Source organism: Aeoliella straminimaris (genome assembly GCF_024054565.1).
Lineage (GTDB): Bacteria > Planctomycetota > Planctomycetia > Pirellulales > Lacipirellulaceae > Aeoliella > Aeoliella straminimaris.
This window is the reverse complement of the sequence record NZ_JAMXLR010000024.1, coordinates 65,700-87,822: the sequence shown is the minus strand read 5'-3', so window position 1 is coordinate 87,822 and position 22,123 is coordinate 65,700. Positions and strand designations below refer to the sequence as shown.

Here is a 22,123-nt window from a genome sequence, read left to right as displayed (position 1 = left end):
AGTGGCGATAGTTACCGTCATGCAACCATATCCGATCATTAGAAATCCGGTAAGCGTCCGTCTAACTGACCACTGAGCCACCTACATGCACTCCGCGGAATCGCTCCTGCCGGCGTCGCCCCAACCACCGTCGTAGTAACGAGTTACCATCAGGGAGTTGGCAAATCGTCGCCTCTGCCTACAGTACCAGTTTGCCAGTTCGCTAAGACGTTATCGATACAGCTGTTTTTGTCGGATTAACTAGTCCTCAACCACCAGAAAGACAGCTAAGCTACATATGCCGGCCGAAGGCCGCTCTACTCGTCTGAGTTATCTAGCTCAACCTCTGGAGGTTTCTAACTATGCGCTTCAAAATAGCGCTAGCCATCCTCGCAGCACTGGTACCTTGCCTGGCTGCTGCACAAACACCAGATAGAACCCAGCTGCCGATTCCGGATGTCGAGCCCCCGACCTACTCGGAGCTGGATGTGCGAAACGTGGACCGGCCCAGTCAAAAGCTGCGCTTGGCCGCGCCCGAGGACGCACCCAACGTGCTGATCCTTCTGCTGGATGATGTCGGCTTCAGCCAGTCATCGCTTTATAGCGGCGCCGTGGACATGCCCACGCTCGGGGCACTTGCCGAAGACGGCTTGGTCTACAACCAGTTCCACACCACGGCGGTGTGCTCGGCAACGCGTACGGCGCTGCTGACGGGGCGGAACCATCACCAGAACAACATGGGCTCCATCGCCGAGACGTCGACGACCTTTCCCGGCAATACGGGGGTGCGCCCAAACTACATCGCGGCGCTGCCCAAGATCCTGCGCTACAACGGCTATTCCTCGGCGATGTTCGGCAAGAACCACGAAATCCCGCCCTGGGAAACGGGCCCGGCCGGCAACCGGACGCTGTGGCCCGGGCAGGTGGGCTTCGACAGGTTTATGGCTTTTTCGGTGGTGAGACGGACCAGTTTCAGCCGGTGCTTGTCGACGGCATGACCCGCATCAAGACGCCAAGAGAGGAGGGGTACCACTTCACCACCGACATGACAGACCAGACCATTCAGTGGTTGAACCTCCAGAAAAGCTACAACCCTGACAAGCCCTTCTTCATCTATTATGCCCCCGGGGCCGTACACGCGCCTCACCAGGCTCCGCGGGAATGGATCGACCGATTTAAAGGCAAGTTTTCGATGGGCTGGGATAAACTGCGGGAGCAGACGTTCGAGCGACAGAAAGCGGCCGGCATTATTCCCCAGGACACCGTCTTGCCCCCCATGCCCGACAGGGTCCCGCGCTGGGACTCCCTAACCGCTGACGAGAAGAAGATTTTCGAACGTCAGATGGAGGTCTACGCAGGCTACCTGGCGCACACCGATCATGAGATCGGGCGAATCATCGAAACGCTGAAGAAAAACGGCGAGTTCGATAACACCCTGATCTTCTACATCGTTGGCGATAACGGCGCGAGCGGCGAGGGCAACCGTAACGGCAGCCTTAATTCTCTGGCATTCTACAACGGCGTCGAGGAAGACCCGCAGTTCGTGCTAGAGAACATCGACGAGCTGGGTGGAGAGGACAGCTTCGGCCACTACGCGGCGGGCTGGTCCATCGCCGGCGATACGCCCTTTGCCTGGAACAAGGGCATGGCATCCGACTACGGCGGCAGTCGCAACGGCATGGTGGTGAGCTGGCCCAAGGGAATCCGGCAGGGGGAAAAATCCCTGCGGGAGCAGTGGACGCACGTTATCGATGTGGCGCCGACGATTCTCGATGTGGCCGACCTGCCGGAACCCGACCTCGTAGAGGGGGTTGAGCAGATCCCCATGGCAGGTGTCAGTTTCGCCGATACCTTCAAGGATGCCGACGCCAAAAGCAAGCACACAACGCAATACTTCGAACTGGGCGGCAACCGGGGCATCTACCACGATGGCTGGCTGGCCCGCGTGGTGCACTTTCCCCTGTGGGAGGACACCAAGGTTTTCAACACGCTGCAGAACGACAAGTGGGAACTGTTCGATACCACGAAGGACTGGGCCCTCGCGAATGATCTAGCCGCGAAAAATCCCGAGAAGCTTAAAGAAATGCAGGAGCTGTTTGACGAGGAGGCGGAGAAGTACCACGTCTACCCGATCGACGACAGAAGCCTGGAGCGCATGAATGCCGAAACCGCCGGCCGCCCGGATGCACTGTTCGGCAAGAAAAGCCTGACACTGTATGCCGGCGCCCAGGGCATCCCGGAAAACTCGTTCCTGAACATCAAGAACAGGTCTTTCGATATCAACGCGATCATCCACACCGACGACGTGGCCAACACCAACGGGGTGATCATCGCGCAAGGTGGCAACTTCGCGGGCTGGTCGCTGTATGTCAAAGATGGGAAGCCCATCTTCGAATACAACTGGCTGAGCTACGAGTACACAAAGGTCAGCAGCGATGTCCCACTCAAAGAGGGTGAGAACGAAATTACCGTCAAGTTCCGCTATGACGAAGATGGCAAGGGAGGGGAAGGGAACATCAACGGCTTGGGCAAAGGCGGGCACGCCTACCTGTATGTCAACGGGAAGCTCGCAGCCGAAAAACTGATCCCCAACACCATCGCCGTGATGTTCTCCCTGGACGACGGTGTCGGTGTCGGCGAGGACGAAGGCGGCGCAGTGAGCAAGGACTACAAGGCACCTTTCGTCTTCAATCAAGAGATAGAAAGTGTAACGACTGCACTCGTTGAGTAGTTGATCAAACTGTCTGGTCAATCATCCAAGAGACGCCCTCTGGGGCGTCTCTCTACATACCATTCAAGGGAGTCCTTACGATGTCACGCTCCGCCCTGTTGCTGATATTCACGATCGTCTCGACTGCGGCGGTCTCCGCCGAACCCGATCGGACCAAGCTGCCTATGGAGCTTGCGCCGTTCGAGGGCAAGATCGGCAAAACCTACAAGGAATCGGAATCCGACTGGCAGGAACCACCTTCGGCACCCGAGGGCGCGCCGAACGTGATCGTAATTTTGCTGGACGATGTTGGCTTCGGTCAAACTTCGACTTTCGGCGGATTGATCCCCACGCCGCATCTCGACAAGCTCGCTGGCGAGGGCATCAAGTTCAACCGCTTCCACACCACGGCCATTTGTGGACCATCGCGGGCCGCCCTGCTCACGGGGCGCAATCACCATGAGTGTGGCAACGGATTCCTGATGGAGTGGGCCACTGGATTCCCTAACTACTCGACGATGCTGCCGAAGGAAACGGCCACCATCGGCGAGATATTGAAGGACAACGGTTACAACACCTGGTGGTACGGTAAGAATCACAACACGCCCGACTGGGAGACCACGGTCGCGGGTCCCTTCGATCGCTGGCCGACCGGCATGGGCTTCGAGTACTTCTATGGCTTTATCGGCGGCGAGACCCACCAGTTCTATCCCGTGCTGTACGAGAACACGACGCCGATCGAGCAAGAGAAGTCGCCCGAGGAAGGCTACCACTTCATGACCGACATGACCGACAAGGCCATCGCGCGGATGAAGTTCGCCAAAACGGTCGCCCCCAATAAGCCGTTCTTCATGTACTTCGCCCCCGGCGCAATGCACGCCCCGCATCATGTGACCCAAGAATGGCGTGACAAGTTCAAGGGCAAGTTCGATATGGGCTGGGAAAAGTACCGCGAGATGGTTTACCAGAATCAGCTTGAGCAAGGGATCATTCCCGCGGGCACGAAGCTGACTCCGCGCCCGGATTGGGTACCAGAGTGGGACTCTCTGAACGACGAGCAAAAGAAACTCTACTGTGCTTTCATGGAAAACTTTGCGGGATACTTCGCGTTCACCGACCAGGAGATCGGTCGACTGCTGGACGCCGTGAAGGAACTTCCCGATGCCGAAAACACCATGGTGATCTACATCGTGGGAGACAATGGCGCTTCGTCCGAAGGAGGTGCTGATGGCACGCTGAACGAGATCAAAGGATTCAACTCGCTGACAACCTCCATCGAAGACATCCTCGCGAATATCGACAAGCTGGGCGGCCCCGAGTCGGAACCCCATTACCCCACGGGTTGGGCCTGGGCGGGCAACACACCGTTCCAGTGGGTCAAGCAGGTTGCCAGTCACCTGGGCGGCACCCGCAACCCGATGGTCATCAGTTGGCCCGCACGGATCAAGCCGGACGACAAGCCGCGCGACGCTTTCCTGCACTTGGTGGACGTGGTGCCGACGATTCTGGAAGCCGCCCACATCCCCATGCCCGAAGAGGTGAATGGCTTTGAGCAAAAACCGCTGGCGGGCAAGTCGTTCCTGGCCAGTTTCAGCGACCCAGATTTCGAAGGCCGCGACCAGCAATACTTCGAGGTATTCAGTAACCGCTCGATCTACCACGACGGCTGGAAAGCCAACGCGCAGCACACGTTCCCCTGGCGTCAGGATTACGCGCCCGGCAACTGGGAGAAAGACCAGTGGGAACTGTACAACCTGAAAGAGGACTTCAGCGAATCGAATGACCTGGCAGAGCAAATGCCCGGCAAGCTGGCTGAGTTGAAGGCCCTGTTCGCCGAGGTGGCCGAAAAGAAGGGACTGTACCCGCTGGACGACCGAGGCGCAGGACGACTCGCAGAACCCAAACCACCCGTCCCGGGTTCGGTCGAAAATCCCAAGACCTACACGTATGCCGCGGGGGCGACGCGCATCGCGGAACCCGCGGCACCGCCGATGAAGAACAAATCGTGGACGCTGACCGCGAACATCAAGACCGAGGGCGAGGACACCGAAGGTGTGGTTCTGGCGTTCGGCGGCGTGGCTGCCGGGCTCGTCCTGTATCTGGACGACGGTGTCCCAGTGTTCGACTACAACTTTTTTGAAAAGCATACCATCCTCAGAGGGGATGGTCCTTTACCCGCGGGCGAGTCAGTGGTGACGGTCGATTTTGATTTTCAAGGGAAAGAACCAGGCGGCCCCGCAGCGGTCACTCTGTCTGTCGGCGGCAAGAAAGTGGCCGAGGCAAAGATGGAGGAGACGGTCGGGATTCGATTCGGTCTCGACTCATTTGGAATCGGTGAAGACTCCGGACAGCCGGTGACGTTCGACTACAAGCCGCCGTTCAAGTTCACCGGCGAGATTGAGAAGGTGGTGGTGGAGGTGAAGTAGGGCTCTAGCTGCGTGAACGCCGCCGGCAAACGGCGAATCCGAGGGCTACAAAACCGAGGCCTGCTAGCGTGATGGACATTGGCTCGGGAACGATGGTGTAAAGGTAGGCCTGGCCAGACCAGATGCCGTCCACCGTGTGATAGGGCGATCCAATCAGTACAGATTTTTGGTCCATAGCTATGGACCATGTACCTGCACCCCCTTCAGGAAGATCATCGAAATCATTGAGCACACTGCCATTGGTCGCATCGAATAAAAGCGGCGTCCAAGCTCGCCTGGATTGTGGTTGGGCCAGGTGCGACTCAACCACCTTCCGACCAAAACATTGGAGCCTTCGAGCGTCACAGCCCCACCGAAGTTGTCTTCTACGTAGGGTGTGGGGTCGTCGAAAGTCCGAATGAGCATGCCCGTCAAGGCATCAAACAAGTGAACCTGTCCGACATTCGGTCCGGAAGTGTCATCATAGGGTGCCCCGACCAAAATACGGTCGCCATCCATTGACACGGACGCGCCAAATTGATCGCGGGATGTCACTGTAGGATCGTCGAAGGTGTGCAGCAAATTGCCGGTGGTGGCGTCGAACAAATGCGCCTGCCCAACGTAAGGTCCGTTTGTCTGATCGTTGGGCGCCCCGATGAGCACACGGCCGCCATCGAGAGCCACTGAGTGGCCAAAGAGATCGACGGTGGTCGGAGTGGGATCGTCGAAGGTCCGCAGCAAGTCGCCAGTCGTAATGTCAAACAGATGTGCCTGGCCTACGGAATCGCCATTCGTATCATCACTAGGAGCCCCGATTAAAACGTACTTCTCATCCATTGCCACGGAGTTCCCAAAAAAATCGAAGGAGTTTCCGTGATCACCACCGTCCGTCGGCGTGGGGTCATCGAATGTGTGCAACAGATCACCGGTCTCAGAATCAAAGAGGAATGCCCGCCCCACCCTTTGTCCGTAGGGACCATTTCGGGGTGCACCGATCAATACATGAAATCCATTGATCGCCACAGATGCACCAAAAGCGCCGCTTGTGTCGGTCCCCCCTTCAAACGTCCTCAGCACGCTGCCCGTGGTTACATCCCACACGATCACTTGCTCTGGTTGCGGATATCTGCCAGGGAGACATCCGAAACATCCTCCAGGTGCCCCAACCACAGCGCGTTCTCCATCAATCGCCAAAGAGTAGCCAAACTGCATGAAGTTGACCGGCGTCGGATCATCAAGAACCTGCGATAGAGGGTATTGAGATGCCAAAGCCCCCCAGTTGCCGAACAGACACAAGACAACGAAGAAAAGTAGAGCAACTGCAATTTTTGCGATTCTCTGCATAGATTTTTACCTTGTGCATCCTTGCAGGTCAGCTCAGAGATGATGGAGCAGACCCACTCCTCTTGGGGAGACTGCTCACAATTGATAGCACCACCGGCACTCGCACGTCAATGTCGTTATAGCGTCCAATTGATGAAGTTAGTGTGAAACAACGAAAGAACAATAGAGCACACGCCAGTCTAGATTCATACACTGGCTGCCGGCTTAAAGAGAGATCAAATAACCTCCCCGGGCCTGAGAGCCCGACCCTCCCGCCAGCGGGAGGGTGATGTCGATTGCTCTTGCACTTCGTGCTCTCCGTGCCCTCTGTGGTTCATTCCCCCGAGGCTCAAGACACCGCTGGTTCGGTTTCCAGTTCCTGCACCGGCAAGTCCGGTGGGGCGGCTTCGATCACGCGCATCGAGCGCCACTTGCCGCCGAGGAAGCGTAGCAGGAACACGATGCCCATCACCCACACCCACAGGGTGATGACGGCCCAGCAGCCGTAGACGCCGAGTTCGAGCCATTCGACGGCCACCCAACTGAGCACCGACAGCAGTGTGGCCATTACCATGCTCACGCGCAGCACAAAGCGAGTGTCGCCGGCGCCTTTGACGGCGCTGGAGAACATCATGCCCATCGCGTCGAGCAGGTTGTACGCCGCCACGAATCGCAAAAGCGACACGGCTAGCGGGTGAACCTGGTCGCGCATCTCGCCCGAGCGATCGCCGGCAAAGAACCAAATCAGGAAAACGTCAGGCACCGCGAGGTACAGCACCGAGATGCCCGCCATATAGCAGAGGGCGTAGGTCAGCGCGGTCCAGGTGGCGCGGGAGGCCAGGTCGTCGCGATTTTCGCCCAGGTGTTGGCCAACCAGAATACTGGCGGCCATCGACATGCCCCAGATCGGCATGAACGCCAGGGTGCTGACCGAAAAGGCCATGCTGCTGGCCTCGGCTTCGATAATGCCGAGTCGTCCAATGAGCACGATGAACACGGTGAAGCCGACAATGTCGAGCGCAAGCTGAAGGCCGCTCGGTCCGCCGTAGTAGATCTGCCGAATAAATAGCGGCCAATCGAATCGCAGTCCGGCGACGGTGCCAAACTGCTCGCGATGCTGCGGCTGCAGCACAAGGTAAGCGTAGATGGCGGCTTTGATCCACAGCGACACGACGGTCGCCCACGCCGCGCCGGCAATGCCCATGGCGGGGAAGCCGAGGTAGCCGAAAATCCAAACCCAGTCGAGCGCCAGATTCAACACGGCAACCGACGTATCGACCACCATTACGACGCTAGTCTTACCGCGGCCACTATAGAATGCGGCCAGCGCTTGCCCCACGAGCATCGCCGGGCCACCCCAACAGAGGATCTTGAAGTAGATGAGCTCGAGCTCCATCACCTCGGGTGTGTGATCCGCCAGGCGGAACATGGCCGGCGCGAGTGGAATCGCCAGCAGAATGATGGGCGATACGGCCAGCGCCATCCATACGCCCTGCCACACGGCCAGGCCAATGCGGTCGTGTCGCCCGGCGCCGAAGTACTGCGACACGAACGTGCTGGTATACATGGCAATGCCCAGTGGCAGGCAAAGCGTAGAAAACCACACGGTGCCAGCGGCAAAGGCGGCCGTCATGGCGTCGCCCGAGTCCCACTTCAGGAGCACCCGGTCGACAAACGTCATGATGGTCCAGGACAGGCTGGAGATCACCAGCGGCAGCGCCACCAGCAGCACCTCGCGGCCGCCGGCGGGTCGACGCCACCAGCTTTGTTCGTCGGTAGGCGAACGGTGAGGGTCGTGCGGGGCGGACGATCCTTCGTAGGGATTCGCCTGCGGCTCGTTACTGAAAGTATCCATGTCGCCTGAGCCACCGAGCAAGAAAGCGGGTCCTGGGTGCGGGGTGAGACACGTCAGAATAGCCGCGGGTTCGCGCTTCGGCTACGGGCAGGAATAGACCGCTGAAAAAAGCTCGAGATTTGTCGTTAGTCGGCCACCGGTCCGTTTCGCTGCACAACGCCGCGATGCAGGGCGCCGGCGAACAAATGCTGCACCAGCGTCATGGTGAACACCGGCAGCAACAAGATAGCATGCTCCTCCAGCACACTGCTGGCCAGCGCCAGGGCGAGCCCGGTGTTCTTCATCGTCAAGGCGTAGTCGAGCGCGGTAATCGTGGTGCCCGAGCCTCGAAACACTCGGCCCAACACTTGCGCCACGACCAGACCGACGAAGCACAACACCAGCGCGGTCACCACGCAAATCAGCAGCCACATCAGGCGGAAGTCGTCCTCCATCTGCGGCAATGCACTCGCGGCGTTAATGTAGTTCAGCAGCAGCAGCGTGCTGGCACTGGTCAACAGCACCGCCTGACGATGCCGCGCGACGCGTTCGGCGCCGACCGCCCAACGCATGATCACTCCCACGGCCGTGGGCAAGAGCACCCAGACGACGAACTCGAGCCCCGTGAAGCTGGAGGTCAGTTGCTCGAGCGCCTGCGACTCCGCATCGGAGAAGGTGAGCCCCAATAACTTGAGGGCCAGGGGAATCATCCACGGACAGACAATAATCGATAGCACCACCAGTGCCAGCGCCCAGGACAGCTCGCCGCGCGACTGCTGGGTCCACGCCGCGGCCGAGTTGGCCACAGGCATCGATGCCACCAGCGCGAAGCCCACCAGCAGCGTGGAGGCGGCCGTGGAGTCGATCACCATCGGCATCGTCCACCAGGCCAACAGGATAACGACCGCCGGCGCCAGCCACACCGCCGACAAGGCGGAGATCAGCAGCGCCGGCTGACGGAAGACCATCGGCACGCGGCGGATGTCGACTCCCAAGGCGGCCAGGTACAACAGCACGGCCACCAGCAGTTGCGACATACTGGGCCGTGCGATCTCGGGCCATTGCTCCGGCAACTGCCAACTGCGGATTGCCTGGCCAGGCGCCGGAAATACCAAGGCGATGGCGTAGCACAGGATCAGCAGCAGCGGCAAACGATGCCGCACCGATTCGCTGATGCGAGTTGTGTAACGCTCGAGCATCGCCCGTGTCCGGAGGGTCCTTTACGGCGGCTGAAAATGGATTGAAAACGTGCCTGCCCCGCGGGTCTATCCTCCGCCCGCTACGGCGGTGAGGGAGGGCAGGGAAAACTCATTCTCAGGCCGCTGCTTCTTGTGAAGGTCTGTCAAAAGCGGTTCGCCAGGATGCCGGCGACGCACCTGCCGGACCGTCGCTCATTGTAACTGCTGCCAAGTGTAGCAGCCGACAAACGTGCCCCGCCACCTTGGTTTTCGTCGGCAAAACCAGGGATTATTACAGGTATCGCGATTCCGCGGCATCCCACATGGGCGGCCGAGGTCACGCTGCTGGCCCCGCCGACCGATTCGAAGCGGCCCTTGCGCTTCGTCGAGACGAACTTCTGACAGATAACTAGTTGCCCAGTTGTCGATTGAGGTCGGCAAGCTGCGACTGCAGCTCGGTGATGCTGGTCTCGGCTTCTTCGCGAAACGCCGACAAACTCGATTTCAACTCCGAAAGCTCTTCCCTGAGCCGGGCCACCTCCGCCGACGAGCTGGAACCCATCGGCGCTGCCGCCGCGGTGGGTGCAGGGGCCGGCGTGGGGGGGGCCGGAGGTGCGGCCGACACCGGTGCGGCCGAGGGAGGGTTGGCCGGCGCGGCAGTGGGGGCATCGCCCGGCATCGACACACCGAACTCGCGGCGCACCTTGTCCATCTCACGGGGCTGGTACAAGTTGTGCGTTACCACGGCGCCGCGTCCCGGCGGGGTGAGATACACGACCAGCGACTTTTCGAGCAGTTTCTCGAGCAGCGGCCCCAGTTCGTCCATGCCTTTGATCGGCTCCATTCGGGCCGCGCGGCCGCGGAGTTCGCCAATGGTCTGTGCCCCGCGCAATAGCAACTCGGCCATCACGGCCAGTTCCACCTTCGACACGTCCAACCAGTCGTAGGCCAGGTGCCGGTACTTCTCCACCCGCCCGTCACCCTGAATGATGGACACCGCGCCAACTTTGCGAAGGTTTTCGATCGCGTCCATCACGCGGTCTTCGTCCACCTCCATTTTGGGAAAGCGATTGCTCTTCTGGTTCGAACCGGTGATCAACCCCTTGAGAGTTAACGGATAGGCGTCGGGCGTGGTCTTGGCTTTCTCCACCAGGACGCCCAACACCCGCCGCTCCAAAGCTTCGAGCTGAGTCCACTTCGGCATCGTGGCAACTTCTTCACTCATCGCGGCATATCCTTACACGGGCCCGGGGGGTGCAATCCAAACCATGCATTCTACCGGGGGCCGCACAGGCGAGCAACGCGGTGACCTGGTCGCCCACCCACCAACACACTTAAGGCTACTCGTCGCGGTGAACGGTCTCGGTCGAGAACGCCGGCAAACAGATGGCCACATACTGGGCCCCTTGCTTGCCTGGCGTGCTGTAGCGGACCCACTCGCCAGCGTCGACCACAATCGCCTGGCCAGCCGCCACGCGGAACGTTTCCGCCTGAGTCTCGACGACCAATTCTCCAAGCAGCACCAGCGTGTACTCGGCAAACTCGGGCGTCTGCCCTGGCTCCGACCACCCCGCGGGGCTGTTCATCAACGCCATACTCATATTGGCGTCGCCACTGTTCACACGGCCGACAAACTCTTCGATAGTCTTCGGTGGAGTGCCAACGGCTTCGACGCGAGTGGGCGATTCGATGAGACGTGGCATGTGGTACTTTCTCGGAGTTGAATGAGGGACGATTGGACCTATTGGTACGGACTCGGACCCTCCGCGCGGGGACGAAAGATACAAACCTGTCTTCTTGTCGATTGTAGCGCACCTCGCTTGCCCTCTGCAATCACGGAGAGGTCCATGTTTATTCCCAGGCAGGCCTCCACTACAATCGCACCGGGCTCCACGCGCTACAACCAGCAATGAAGTCCCTCTATTCACGTCATGGCGGGCCCTACTCATCAGCGCGAGGCATTCCGACCTCGCTGGAGATAACAACATGCAACTCAGTCGAACGCTTGCCACCAGTGCCATTGTTGCGGCGCTCGGGGGACTCCTGTTTGGTTTCGACACCGTCGTGATCTCGGGCGGCGAGCAACAACTTGAGCAGTTGTTCTCGCCCGTGGCCGATCTGTCGCCCTGGTGGGGCAAGTTCTGGCACGGCTTCCTGATGGCCAGCGCGCTGATTGGTACCGTGGTTGGATCGGTGTTGGTTGCCAAACCGTCCGATCGACTCGGCCGCCGCGGCGTGATGTTTTATCTGGCGCTGTTGTTTTTCGTCTCCGCCCTGGGCAGCGCGCTGGCGTGGGACTGGTACTCGCTGGTCATCTTCCGCTTCATCGGCGGATTGGGCGTCGGCGGGGCATCGGTGGTCAGCCCCATGTACATTGCCGAAATCTCTCCCGCCTCGCTGCGGGGCCGATTGGTGGCGGTCACGCAGTTGAACATTGTGCTGGGCATTCTGCTGGCGTACCTTTCGAACTTGCTGATTGCCGGCATGGACTTCGGCGCAACCGAGTGGCGGTGGATGTTCGCCGTGGAGTGCCTGCCAGCGGCCGCCTACTTCCTGCTGTTGTTCGGCACGCCTCGCAGCCCACGCTGGCTGGTGGCCCAAGGCCGCGACGACGAAGCACGCAGTGTGCTCGAGCGGGTGGGCATCGACCCCACCGAAGGCACCGTCGACAACGAACTGGCCGAGATCCAGAAGTCGATCGACCTGGAGCACCATAACCTCACCGAGCCGTTCTTCCAGGCCAAGTACATGAAGCCGATCCTGCTGGCCTTCGCCATCGCGGCCTTCAACCAATTGAGCGGTATCAACGCCATCCTGTACTACTCGAAACGCATCTTCGAGTCGGCCGGTTACGAAGGCAGCGCCAGCCTGCTGAACTCGGTCGGGCTGGGCGTGGTGAACCTGGTGTTTACGATCGTCGGCATGATGCTCATCGACCGGGTGGGTCGCCGCAAACTGCTGATCGTCGGATCGTTTGGCTACATCGCGACCCTGAGCGCCACGGCCTGGGCGTTTTACACGCAGCGGATGGACGATGGCGGATTCACCGCCGGCGGCAGCCAGGTGGTGCTGGTGAGCCTGCTCGTGTACATCGCCGCGCACGCCGTGGGGCAAGGCGCGGTGATCTGGGTGTTCATCGGCGAGATCTTCCCCAACCGCGTCCGCGGCCGCGGCCAAGCCTTCGGCAGCTTCACGCACTGGATCTTCGCCGCCGCGATTAGCCAGACGTTCCCCCTGATCGCCGAACAAACGGGCGGCGCCGTATTCGCCTTCTACGCGGTGTGCATGGTGGGGCAGCTCATCTGGGTGCTGACTGCCATGCCCGAAACCAAGGGCGTACCGCTGGAAAAGATTCAGGAGCAGCTGGGGATCGAGTGAGTGGGTCGTTTAGGAGGCAACAGTGCGAGCAGCGAGCACAAAGCTGCGACCGCTGGTCGCGCAGAAGCTATCGTCCACGAACGGACGCGAACCATTGGACTTTGCGTCAAGCATTTCCCCGAAGGGGATTCAACATCGTAGCCCAGGGTTGCGTGCAAGCGAGTTCCACGAGCTTAAGCGCTACCCTGGGTAAGCTCAGCGCGTCTCCCGCTCTCCTGTATCCAAATCAATCTCCACGCCGGTACCGTCGGGAAGCCACTCGGTGCAGTGCATCTCACAATCGGGCCGCAACTTCTGGAACTTGCGAGCCCCGTCCAACGAAATTCCATCACTAAGTGAGATTTCCAGGTAGCCCAGGTTCTTGAGCTGGGTGAGTTGCTGGAGTCCGTCGTCGATGATCTTCGTCTTGTCGATCTTCAAGACTTCGAGTTGGTCGAACTTGAGCAGCGTTGGAACGGAGGCGTTTGTTAGGCTGGCACCAGTCAGGTCGAGACTGTTCAATTTCCTCAACGACGAAAGGCTTGAAAAGTCTGAATCGGTGATCGGTGCAACATGAAGGATTAACACTACGAGTTCCTCTAGTTTGCCTATCTCTGCCAACGACTTTCCCGTGGCTCCTGTCTCCCATAAATGCAGCCACTGAAGGTTCTTCAACTCGACAAGTACGGCAAGGCCTGAATCAGATACATTAGGACACCGAATCAAGTCGAGACGTACAAGTTGCTCCAAACCACCAAGTGCTTTGACCTGTTCGTCGGTGGCGTCCGAGGAGAACACCTGGAGACTTGTGAGGTGCTTGAAATCCTTAACCTTCAATACATGCGAGCCACTTGCGTCCTGACCCATTAGCGAAAGCTCCTCCAACTGCGGAAGGTTGGATAGACGAGCTAGTGCCTCAGGAGTGATCGACGTTCCCCACAATCCCAGCCCTCGGAGTCTTTCCATCTTCAGAAATGAGCCGACGCTGGAATCGGTGATCCCAGTCCCCCCCAAACTCAGGTTCTTGAGCCCGGGTAACTTGACCATAGCGCGAACTTCATCATCCGTGCCTCCATCGTCGGGTATCCAAATACTCTCGACACTGGCAAAGATATCGTACCCCAGCACCCACCGGATCAACCACGGGCCGGGTGGTTCAATTGAGGTGTGGTACTCCTGCAGCTCCGGATCCCACTGATAGTCGTAATTGACGTCTCCGCCCGCCGCGATCACACGCTCCACCACCGGCCGTTCGATACTCTTCCGCCACACGTGCTTGCCCAGGTACCCACACACTAGCGAGAAGACCAGCATCACCACCAGCAGTGTCCGCAGACGGAAGCGGGTCAGGCGGCGGAGCCAGCGGGTTGGTCGGCGGGCGATCATGTTCCTAGCTTACTAAATAGAGGTGTGCGGCAGCGCGGGCATTTGTTTTTGGCAATCCGCACAAATCCGCTCTAGGTTATGCCGGTACTTTCCCGGGAAAGTCCGCCTAAAACGTTCCGCCCGCGATTGCCTAACCCCTACCGCGAGGCGCATAATGATGTATTGGGCGGCGAGAGGGCGGTTTCGCCCTGTTTTGCTAAGTTATTGGCAGTGAACGAGTTGGCGCACGCGCCATGACCGATGAATAGTCAGAGCCTGAACTACATCGAACAAATTTATTCCGACTATTTGTCCAACGCCGAAAATGTGTCGCCTGAGTGGCGGCAGTTTTTTCAGGAAAACGGTTGGCGAGCGGCCACGGATAACGTGGCAGTAAATGGTTCTCAGAATGGCTCGGCCGAGCCGCCCGCAGCCACTCCGCCCCCGCCGCCGGCCAATGCGCCCCCGCGGCCTCAGACAGCCGCTTCTCCCCCGCCGGAAACGGCTGCTGAGCCCCTGGAAGCCCCGCCTCAACCCTTTCAATCGAAGTCGCCGCCCCGCGTTGGTGGCGAAGGTCGCCCGGCTCGCGGCGACGTGCAACTGGTCGCCCTGCAAGAGCGTGTCGACCAACTGATCCGCAATCACCGCGTTCGCGGGCACATCATCGCCCGGCTCGACCCGCTAAAGCAGCCCCGCCCCCAACCGCCCGAGCTCGACCCCGCCTACTACGGGTTTACCGAAGCCGATTACGACCGGGTGTTCTCCACCCGCACCTCTTACGGCCCCCAGGAGCGAACGCTTCGCGAGATCGTCGGCTGGTTGCGCAACACCTACTGTCGGTTCATCGGGGCCCAGTTCATGCACATCGACGACTTGTCGGTGCGGCAGTGGCTGCAGGACCGGATGGAGTCGAACGAAAACCGCATCCACCTCCGCCGCGACGAACAGCTCCGCATCCTCCGCAAACTGACCGACGCGGTGATCTTCGAAGAATTCATCCAAAAGAAGTTCCTCGGCGCCAAGAGCTTTTCGCTCGAGGGAGCCGAGAGCCTGATTCCGCTGCTCGACATGGCGGTGGAAGATGCTGGCTCGGATGGCGTGGAGGAAATCGTCCTGGCTATGGCCCACCGCGGCCGCCTGAACGTGCTGGCCAACGTCATCGGCAAGGATCCCCGCCAGATCTTCCGCGAGTTCGAAGACGTCGACAGCGAACAGCACATCGGCCGCGGCGACGTGAAGTACCACTTGGGCTACTCGAGCAATCGCCGCACGGCGAACGGCCGCGACGTGCACCTGTCGCTTTGCTTCAATCCCAGCCATCTGGAGTTCGTGAACACCGTGGCGATGGGCCGCATGCGGGCCAAGCAGGACCGCACGGGCGACCGCGAGCGGCGGAAGGGCCTGACGCTTACCATCCACGGCGACGCCGCATTTGCCGGCGAAGGGGTCGTGCAGGAAACGCTCAACATGAGCGAACTGCCCGCCTACACCGTGGGTGGCACGATTCACCTGATCGTGAACAACCAAATCGGCTTCACCACCACGCCGCAGGAAGGACGCAGCAGCGTCTACTGCACCGACGTGGCCAAGCTGCTGCAGATTCCGATCTTTCACGTTAACGGCGAGCACCCCGAAGCGGTCGCCCAGGTGCTGCGGCTGGCGATGGACTTCCGCTACAAGTTCCAGCGGGACATCGTGATCGACATGTACTGCTACCGCTTGCGTGGCCACAACGAAGGCGACGAACCGTCGTTCACGCAGCCGCTGCTGTATCAGGCCATCGAGCAACGCAAGAGCGTTCGCAAAGGCTACCTCGACCACTTGCTGGAACTGGGCGGCGTCAGCCGTCAGGAAGCCGAGCAAATTGCCGAAGAGCGGCAGGCCCACCTGGAGCGCGAGTTGGCTTCGGCCCGCAGCGAACACTTCGTGCCCCAGCAGGACATGCTGAATAAGGTGTGGAAGGGTTACCGCGGCGGCAAAGAGAGCGAAGCACCGGACATCGACACCGGCATCGACCGCACTCGGCTGTCGCAACTGCTCGAAGCCCAGACTTACGTGCCCGAAGGGTTCACCGTTCACCCCAAGATCAAGCGTGGCATGGACCGCCGGTTGGAGATGGCCCATGGCTCGGTGCCACTTGATTGGGCGGCCGCCGAATCGCTGGCCTTTGCGTCGCTGGCGACGCAGGGTTATCCGGTACGCCTCACCGGTCAGGACGTGGAGCGCGGCACCTTCAGCCACCGCCACGCGGTGCTGCACGACGTGAAGAACGGCGCCACGTTCATGCCGCTCAACCACCTGTCGGAAGACCAGGCCGTGGTCGAGATCTTCAACAGCCCCCTGTCGGAAGCCGGCGTGCTGGCGTTTGAGTACGGTTACAGCCTCGACTCGCCCGATGCCCTGGTCATGTGGGAAGCCCAATTCGGCGACTTCGCCAACGCGGCCCAGGTGGTGATCGACCAGTTTATCGCCAGTGCCGAGGACAAGTGGCGCCGGCTCAGTGGCCTGGTGCTAATGTTGCCACACGGCTTCGAGGGCCAGGGCCCCGAGCACTCCAGCGCCCGACTCGAACGATTCCTGCTGCTTGCTGCCGAAGACAACATGCAGGTGGTCTACCCCACGACCCCGGCCCAGGTCTTCCACTTGCTCCGCCGCCAGATGCTGCGTCACTGGCGAAAGCCGCTGGTGGTGATGACCCCCAAGAGCCTGCTGCGGCAGAAAGACTGCGTCTCGTCGATGGACGATTTGGCCAGCGGGCAGTTCGAGCGGGTGATCTCCGATCCGAAGATTCCCGACTTGAGCAAGGCCGAACGGATTTTGCTCTGTACTGGCAAAGTCTATTATGAGCTTTGTCAGCGTCGCGAAGAGCTCGAATTAGAGAAGGACGTCGCCATTCTGCGTGTTGAGCAGCTTTATCCCTTGCCGACGAAAGCATTGGAGAAGGCGCTGGCCACCGCCCCGGACGGTGCACAGGTGATCTGGGTACAGGAAGAGCCTGAAAACATGGGTGCCTGGCGGTTCCTGCGGTGCCATTACGGCGACAACCTGCTAGGCCGGTTGCCGATGACTTGCGTCACCCGCCCCGCCTCGGCGAGCCCCGCCACGGGTAGCCGCTCGGCGCACGTGTGGGAGCAGAATAAGCTGATTGCCGAAGCCTTGGGCGAGGAGTAGAGGAAGTTCGGCTCCCAACGGCTCCCCGTATACCGGCGTGTAAACGAACAACTGGTGAGTAGGTAGCCAGGTGAGTAAGTGAGTAGGTGGCAGAACATTCAATGCGTGATGTCCCGCCTACTCATCTATGCACCTGCTAACTTGCGCCATAACAAGCGCGGACTTTGCCCGCTATTTGAATCAACCGAAGACACATCCAATTCCCCCCACATCCACTATGTCTAATACTGCTGGCGTCGAAATGGAGGAACTGCGAGTTCCGGAAGTCGGCGAGTCGATCTCCGAGGTCGTCATTGGCCAATGGCACAAGAAGGAAGGTGATCCGGTGGAGCGCGACGAGGAACTCGTCGAGCTCGAGTCGGAGAAGGCCACGTTCGAAGCCCCGTCGCCGACGGCCGGCACGTTGGCCAAGATTATCAAGGGCCCTGGTGCGTCGGCCGAAGTGGGTGAGGTGATCGCTTACATCGATCCCAGCGGAAAAAGCAGTGGTGGCTCCTCGGCTCCAGCCGCAGCGGCCAGCTCGCCCGAGCCCACTCCGGCAGCTCCCGCGCCTCAGCCCTCTGCCCCCGCGCCCCAAGCCGAGGCACCGCAGCCGCCGGCACCCGAACCGCCCACCAAGCCCGAGTTCAATCGCGAGCGTTCGCCGAATCACTTGAGTCATCGCGACCAGCCCGGTGCCAACGATCCCGACTTGGTGGAGACAGCCCCGCGCGTGATGCCCTCCGCAGCACGACTGCTGGGCGAGCATGACATCTCCGCGACCGATGTCGAAGCGACCGGCCCTGGCGGCCGGCTGCTGAAAGAAGACGTATTGCGTCACGTGTCGGATCCACCGCACGCTGCGGCCCCTGCCCCACAGCGGCCCTCCGCGCCCGCTCCGGCAGCTCCCCCTGCTGCTGCGAATCGCAGCACAAGCGAGCGTGAAGAGCGTAAGCCGATGTCGCCGCTCCGCCGCCGCATCGCCTCGCGGTTGGTCGAAGCCCAACACAACGCCGCCCTGCTGACCACCTTCAACGAAGCCGATTTGACGGCTGTCAAAGAGCTTCGTAAGGAGCACGGCGAGGCCTTCCAGAAGAAGCACGGTGTGAAGCTCGGCTTCATGGCTTTCTTCGTCAAGGCCGTGGTCGAAGCGCTGAAGAACTGCCCCGAGCTGAATGCCAGCATCGACGGCGACGAACTGGTGTACAAGAATTACTTCGACATCGGCATCGCCATCGGCACCGAGAAAGGCCTGGTGGTTCCGATCCTTCGCGACACCGACCGCATGGGCTTCGCCGAAATCGAAAACACCATCGCCGACTACGGTGTCCGCGCCCGCAGCGGCGACCTGAAGATCGACGAGATGATGGGTGGCACGTTCACCATCAGCAACGGTGGCGTGTACGGCTCGCTGCTCTCGACCCCCATCGTCAACCCGCCGCAAAGTGGCGTGCTCGGCATGCACAGCATCCAGGAACGGCCAGTCGCCATCAATGGCGAAGTGGTCATTCGGCCGATGATGTACCTCGCCCTGACGTACGATCACCGCATTGTCGACGGCCGCGAAGCGGTCACCTTCTTGCGGGAAATCAAGGAAGCCATCGAAGAGCCCGCCCGGATCTTGATCGAGATTTAGGTGCCGGACCGGTGCAATCCGGGCCACGAATGGCCAACCGCCAACATGGATCAAGGTGAGTACGTGACCAGGTGAGTAGGTTTTCTGCACCACCTGCGCACTTGCTCACCGACTAACAGAATCACCAAGCTCCCATGCAACACGACCTGATTGTTATTGGCGCCGGCCCCGGCGGATATGTAGCGGCCATTCGCGCCGCGCAGCTCGGTATGAACGTCGGATGCATCGAGAAGGAAGCGGCCCTCGGCGGCACTTGCCTGCGGGTCGGATGTATTCCTAGTAAGGCGCTGTTGGAGTCGAGCGAGCTCTACGAAGAAGCCCAGCACAGCTTCGACAAGCATGGCATTATCGTCGACAAGATGTCGCTCGATCTCGACGCAATGATGCAGCGCAAGACGCGCGTCGTCGACGGTTTAACCAAGGGCGTCGCGGGGCTGTTTAAGAAGAACAAGATCGCTCACTACCAGGGACGCGGGCGATTGGCTGGTCCCGGGCAGGTGGTGGTGGCCTCGGCCGAGGGTGAGCAAACCATCTCCGCGCCGCATATCCTCATCGCCACCGGCAGCAAGGTCGCCAGGCTCCCTGGCGTCGAACCCGATGGCGAGCGAATCGGCACCAGTACCGAAGCCCTCAGCTACAGCAAGGTGCCCGAACACCTGGTGGTGATCGGCGGCGGCGTGATCGGCCTGGAACTCGGCTCGGTATGGCGACGGCTGGGCTCGCGGGTCACGGTGCTCGAGTACCTCGATCGCATCATGCCCGGCACCGACAACGAGGTGGCCAGCGCCGCCCTCAAGCTCTTCAAGAAACAGGGGCTCGAGTTCCACCTGGGCTGCCGCGTGACCGGCGCAACGAGCAAGAAAAAGCACGCCCGCGTCGAGATCGATGGCCAGGACCCCATCGAATGCAACAAGGTGCTCTTGTGCACGGGACGCGTGCCAATGACCGACGGGCTGGGGCTCGAATCGGTAGGCATCGAGCTCGACAAGCGGGGCCGTATTCCGGTTTCGGCCGACTTCAAGACCTCGGCCGACGGCATCTACGCCATCGGCGATGTGATCGAAGGCCCGATGCTCGCCCATAAGGCCGAGGAGGAAGGCATTGCCTGCGTCGAACAAATCGCCACGGGGCACAGCCATGTCGACTACAACGCGATCCCCAGCGTCGCTTACACGCACCCCGAAATCGCCTTCGTCGGCAAGACCGAAGAACAACTCACCGACGAGGGCGTCGAGTACAGCAAGGGCAAGTTCACGTTCTTCGCCAACGGCCGCGCGAAAGCCCTCAACCAGACCGATGGCTTCGTGAAGGTGCTGGCCGACGCCAAGACCGACCGCCTGCTCGGCGTACACATCATCGGCCCGCGAGCAGGCGACCTGATCGCCGAAGCCGCCACGGCCATGACCTTTGGCGCCAGCAGCGAAGACGTCGCCCGCGCGTGCCACGCCCACCCCACACTCTCCGAAGTGCTAAAGGAAGCGTGCATGGCGGTCACGACCGGGGCGATTCACTCTTAATCGCTGCACGAACGCAGCACCTTGCGCCGCGCCCGAAAGCAACTGGCACTCCCACCGGTAGCTATTGTTGGGAACTTGGGTAAGACGATTTTGCGCATCGTTGTGGCCTACTCGCGGATATTCATATCGCGAAGGCTATTAATTCCTCTCGCTGCGCAATATTTTTTGCATCTCAGCAGCAAATCGCTTATGATCAGCGGTCCCGCCGCTGTGGGCGTCCGCCCACGGCTCCCCCCTCCCCTATAGCCATGAGGTGCGCTATGCAAGGCATGCATGCCAAGTCGCGTGGTTTCACGCTGGTTGAGTTGTTGGTGGTAATCGCCATCATTGGAATTTTAGTTGCCCTGTTGTTGCCCGCCGTGCAAGCGGCGCGGGAATCGGCTCGGCGTACGCAGTGCACGAACCAAACCAAGCAGATTGGTTTGGCGTTGCAGATGCATCACGATCAGAAGGGCGTACTACCGTCGGGTCGCAACGAAACACGGCAGTTCGGTCAATCGTGGGCGTTTCAGTTGCTGCCGATGATGGAGCAGCAGCAGATGTTCGATTCGCTGGTCAAAGGCGAGCGAATGGATAGCGATTTGAACGCCGCGGCCATGCGAACCCCGGTAGACACGTTTGTCTGCCCTAGCCGTCGCCGTCCCGAGGCGGATCGAGATTTTGACAACGACGATCAACCCACCCAGATGCCAGCCGCTGGAGCGCTGGGTGACTATGCCGCGAATGCCGGGCATCGACAGTTGATTGGCATGGCAGTCACCAGCACCGACTCGCGACCAGCTACCGAGCGGATCGTGGCCGAGATCTCAGGGCCCATCTATACGTACTCGAAGATCAAGTTTCGCCGCGTCATCGATGGGTTGTCCAACACCTTGGCCATTGGCGAGCGTCACATCCCGGAAGTCACCGACGAAGAACCTGCCGTGGGTGTGCACTACTGGCAGGGGGACACCGCCTTCTTTGCGGCCGATAATCCCGACACGATTCTGGCCGTGCCGCCTCACGGACTGCGGGCCGAAGGCCAAGAGGCCAAACCCGAAGAGGGCCAAAAGCCGCGCGAGTCGTTCGGCGGCCCCCATCCCGGCGTCACGTTGTTTGCGTTTCTCGATGGCCACGTCGATCCACTGCAAAACGACACCGATCTGGTCACGCTGGCGCGGCTATCCGCCATCGGCGATGGTGAGGTCATTAGTTTACAGTAACGCCCCGTCCGTCAGTCGACGCTGCTGTTAAGCCCGCGCTCGCGGGCGAGCGTCAACGAACTGGTAACCTGACGGCCGCGAAAGAAGTTGGGTGCCACCCACGAATTGGCGTCTAGCGGGATCGTCACATCCACGGTGACCTCCGAAGTATCCTCAGTGATAACCGAAGGGGTCACCGTGATCGTGGGATTCTGCGTGAACACCGAGTCGAGCACCAATTGAGTGGACGCCTGCACGTCCTCGACCGTCGCCCCCGGCACGATACCTCGACGACAGCCTTCGTACACGGCGTTTTCCGCGGTCTGTCGCAGGGAGTTAACACGGGAATACTCGAATGACGTGAAGGTGAAGAGAAACAGAATCGGCGCGCACAGCGCAAACTCTACGGTGGTCGTACCACGGCAGTTTCGAATCAGTCCTCTCATCGGTGGACCGCCTTTTCGTGTGGGGCGTGGGTATCTGGAACT

15 protein-coding genes and 1 pseudogene are annotated in these 22,123 nt (G+C 60.4%); 8 read left to right on the top strand and 8 right to left on the bottom strand.

The annotated features are described in order from the left end of the window. Positions 1 to 341: 341 nt before the first annotated feature. The 3 genes and pseudogenes from NG895_RS30825 to NG895_RS06055 all read left to right on the top strand — a co-directional run. Positions 342 to 1,702 (top strand): annotated as a pseudogene (locus tag NG895_RS30825) (sulfatase-like hydrolase/transferase); the annotation flags it as partial. Then, on the top strand, positions 1,682 to 2,710 hold the full coding sequence (locus NG895_RS30820) for an alkaline phosphatase family protein (RefSeq protein ID WP_425267208.1): 1,029 nt from the start codon (positions 1,682 to 1,684) through the stop codon (positions 2,708 to 2,710). The pseudogene NG895_RS30825 and the gene NG895_RS30820, both read left to right, overlap by 21 nt. Positions 2,711 to 2,790: 80 nt before the next feature. Then, the gene (locus NG895_RS06055; RefSeq protein ID WP_252851570.1) at positions 2,791 to 5,115 is read left to right on the top strand and encodes an arylsulfatase; all 2,325 of its coding nucleotides are present in this window, start codon (positions 2,791 to 2,793) and stop codon (positions 5,113 to 5,115) included. A gap of 4 nt (positions 5,116 to 5,119) precedes the next feature. Here the strand turns inward: NG895_RS06055 and NG895_RS06050 are convergent, their stop codons facing one another. The 6 genes from NG895_RS06050 to NG895_RS06025 all read right to left on the bottom strand — a co-directional run bounded on the left by NG895_RS06050 (position 5,120) and on the right by NG895_RS06025 (position 11,132). Beyond that, positions 5,120 to 5,290: a PEP-CTERM sorting domain-containing protein gene (locus tag NG895_RS06050; protein WP_252851569.1), complete on the bottom strand. Its 171-nt coding sequence runs from the start codon at positions 5,288 to 5,290 to the stop codon at positions 5,120 to 5,122. 2 nt (positions 5,291 to 5,292) lie between these two features. After that, the gene (locus tag NG895_RS06045; protein WP_252851568.1) at positions 5,293 to 6,438 is read right to left on the bottom strand and encodes a WD40 repeat domain-containing protein; all 1,146 of its coding nucleotides are present in this window, start codon (positions 6,436 to 6,438) and stop codon (positions 5,293 to 5,295) included. Positions 6,439 to 6,766: 328 nt separating this feature from the next. Further along, positions 6,767 to 8,272: an MATE family efflux transporter gene (locus NG895_RS06040; protein ID WP_252851567.1), complete on the bottom strand. Its 1,506-nt coding sequence runs from the start codon at positions 8,270 to 8,272 to the stop codon at positions 6,767 to 6,769. A 125-nt stretch (positions 8,273 to 8,397) separates the two neighbouring features. Further along, positions 8,398 to 9,450 carry a bile acid:sodium symporter gene (locus NG895_RS06035; RefSeq protein WP_252851566.1) on the bottom strand — a complete coding sequence of 351 codons (1,053 nt, stop codon included), beginning with the start codon at positions 9,448 to 9,450 and terminating at the stop codon, positions 8,398 to 8,400. A 388-nt stretch (positions 9,451 to 9,838) separates the two neighbouring features. Then, on the bottom strand, positions 9,839 to 10,654 hold the full coding sequence (locus NG895_RS06030; protein ID WP_252851565.1) for a DUF480 domain-containing protein: 816 nt from the start codon (positions 10,652 to 10,654) through the stop codon (positions 9,839 to 9,841). A 115-nt stretch (positions 10,655 to 10,769) separates the two neighbouring features. Next, on the bottom strand, positions 10,770 to 11,132 hold the full coding sequence (locus NG895_RS06025) for a cupin domain-containing protein (RefSeq protein WP_252851564.1): 363 nt from the start codon (positions 11,130 to 11,132) through the stop codon (positions 10,770 to 10,772). A gap of 283 nt (positions 11,133 to 11,415) precedes the next feature. On the opposite strand from NG895_RS06025, the gene NG895_RS06020 reads away from it, so the two are divergent. After that, positions 11,416 to 12,807 carry a sugar porter family MFS transporter gene (locus NG895_RS06020; RefSeq protein ID WP_252851563.1) on the top strand — a complete coding sequence of 464 codons (1,392 nt, stop codon included), beginning with the start codon at positions 11,416 to 11,418 and terminating at the stop codon, positions 12,805 to 12,807. Positions 12,808 to 13,002: 195 nt separating this feature from the next. Here the strand turns inward: NG895_RS06020 and NG895_RS06015 are convergent, their stop codons facing one another. Further along, on the bottom strand, positions 13,003 to 14,172 hold the full coding sequence (locus tag NG895_RS06015; RefSeq protein WP_252851562.1) for a leucine-rich repeat domain-containing protein: 1,170 nt from the start codon (positions 14,170 to 14,172) through the stop codon (positions 13,003 to 13,005). A gap of 240 nt (positions 14,173 to 14,412) precedes the next feature. Here NG895_RS06015 and NG895_RS06010 point away from each other — a divergent pair, with 240 nt between their 5' ends. The 4 genes from NG895_RS06010 to NG895_RS05990 all read left to right on the top strand — a co-directional run bounded on the left by NG895_RS06010 (position 14,413) and on the right by NG895_RS05990 (position 21,656). Further along, complete coding sequence (locus NG895_RS06010; protein ID WP_252851561.1) at positions 14,413 to 17,322, top strand: 2-oxoglutarate dehydrogenase E1 component; 2,910 nt, start codon at positions 14,413 to 14,415, stop codon at positions 17,320 to 17,322. A 217-nt stretch (positions 17,323 to 17,539) separates the two neighbouring features. Then, complete coding sequence (odhB, locus tag NG895_RS06005) at positions 17,540 to 18,937, top strand: 2-oxoglutarate dehydrogenase complex dihydrolipoyllysine-residue succinyltransferase (RefSeq protein WP_252851560.1); 1,398 nt, start codon at positions 17,540 to 17,542, stop codon at positions 18,935 to 18,937. Between the two features lie 134 nt (positions 18,938 to 19,071). Then, entirely contained in the window at positions 19,072 to 20,454 is a 1,383-nt protein-coding gene (gene lpdA / locus NG895_RS06000; protein WP_252851559.1) for a dihydrolipoyl dehydrogenase, read from the top strand. Positions 20,455 to 20,702: 248 nt separating this feature from the next. Continuing rightward, positions 20,703 to 21,656, top strand: a complete 954-nt coding sequence (locus NG895_RS05990; RefSeq protein ID WP_261360686.1) for a DUF1559 domain-containing protein — start codon at positions 20,703 to 20,705, stop codon at positions 21,654 to 21,656. A gap of 11 nt (positions 21,657 to 21,667) precedes the next feature. Here NG895_RS05990 and NG895_RS05985 read toward each other — a convergent pair whose 3' ends face one another. Next, positions 21,668 to 22,081: a TadE/TadG family type IV pilus assembly protein gene (locus tag NG895_RS05985; RefSeq protein WP_252851558.1), complete on the bottom strand. Its 414-nt coding sequence runs from the start codon at positions 22,079 to 22,081 to the stop codon at positions 21,668 to 21,670. Positions 22,082 to 22,123 lie beyond the last annotated feature (42 nt).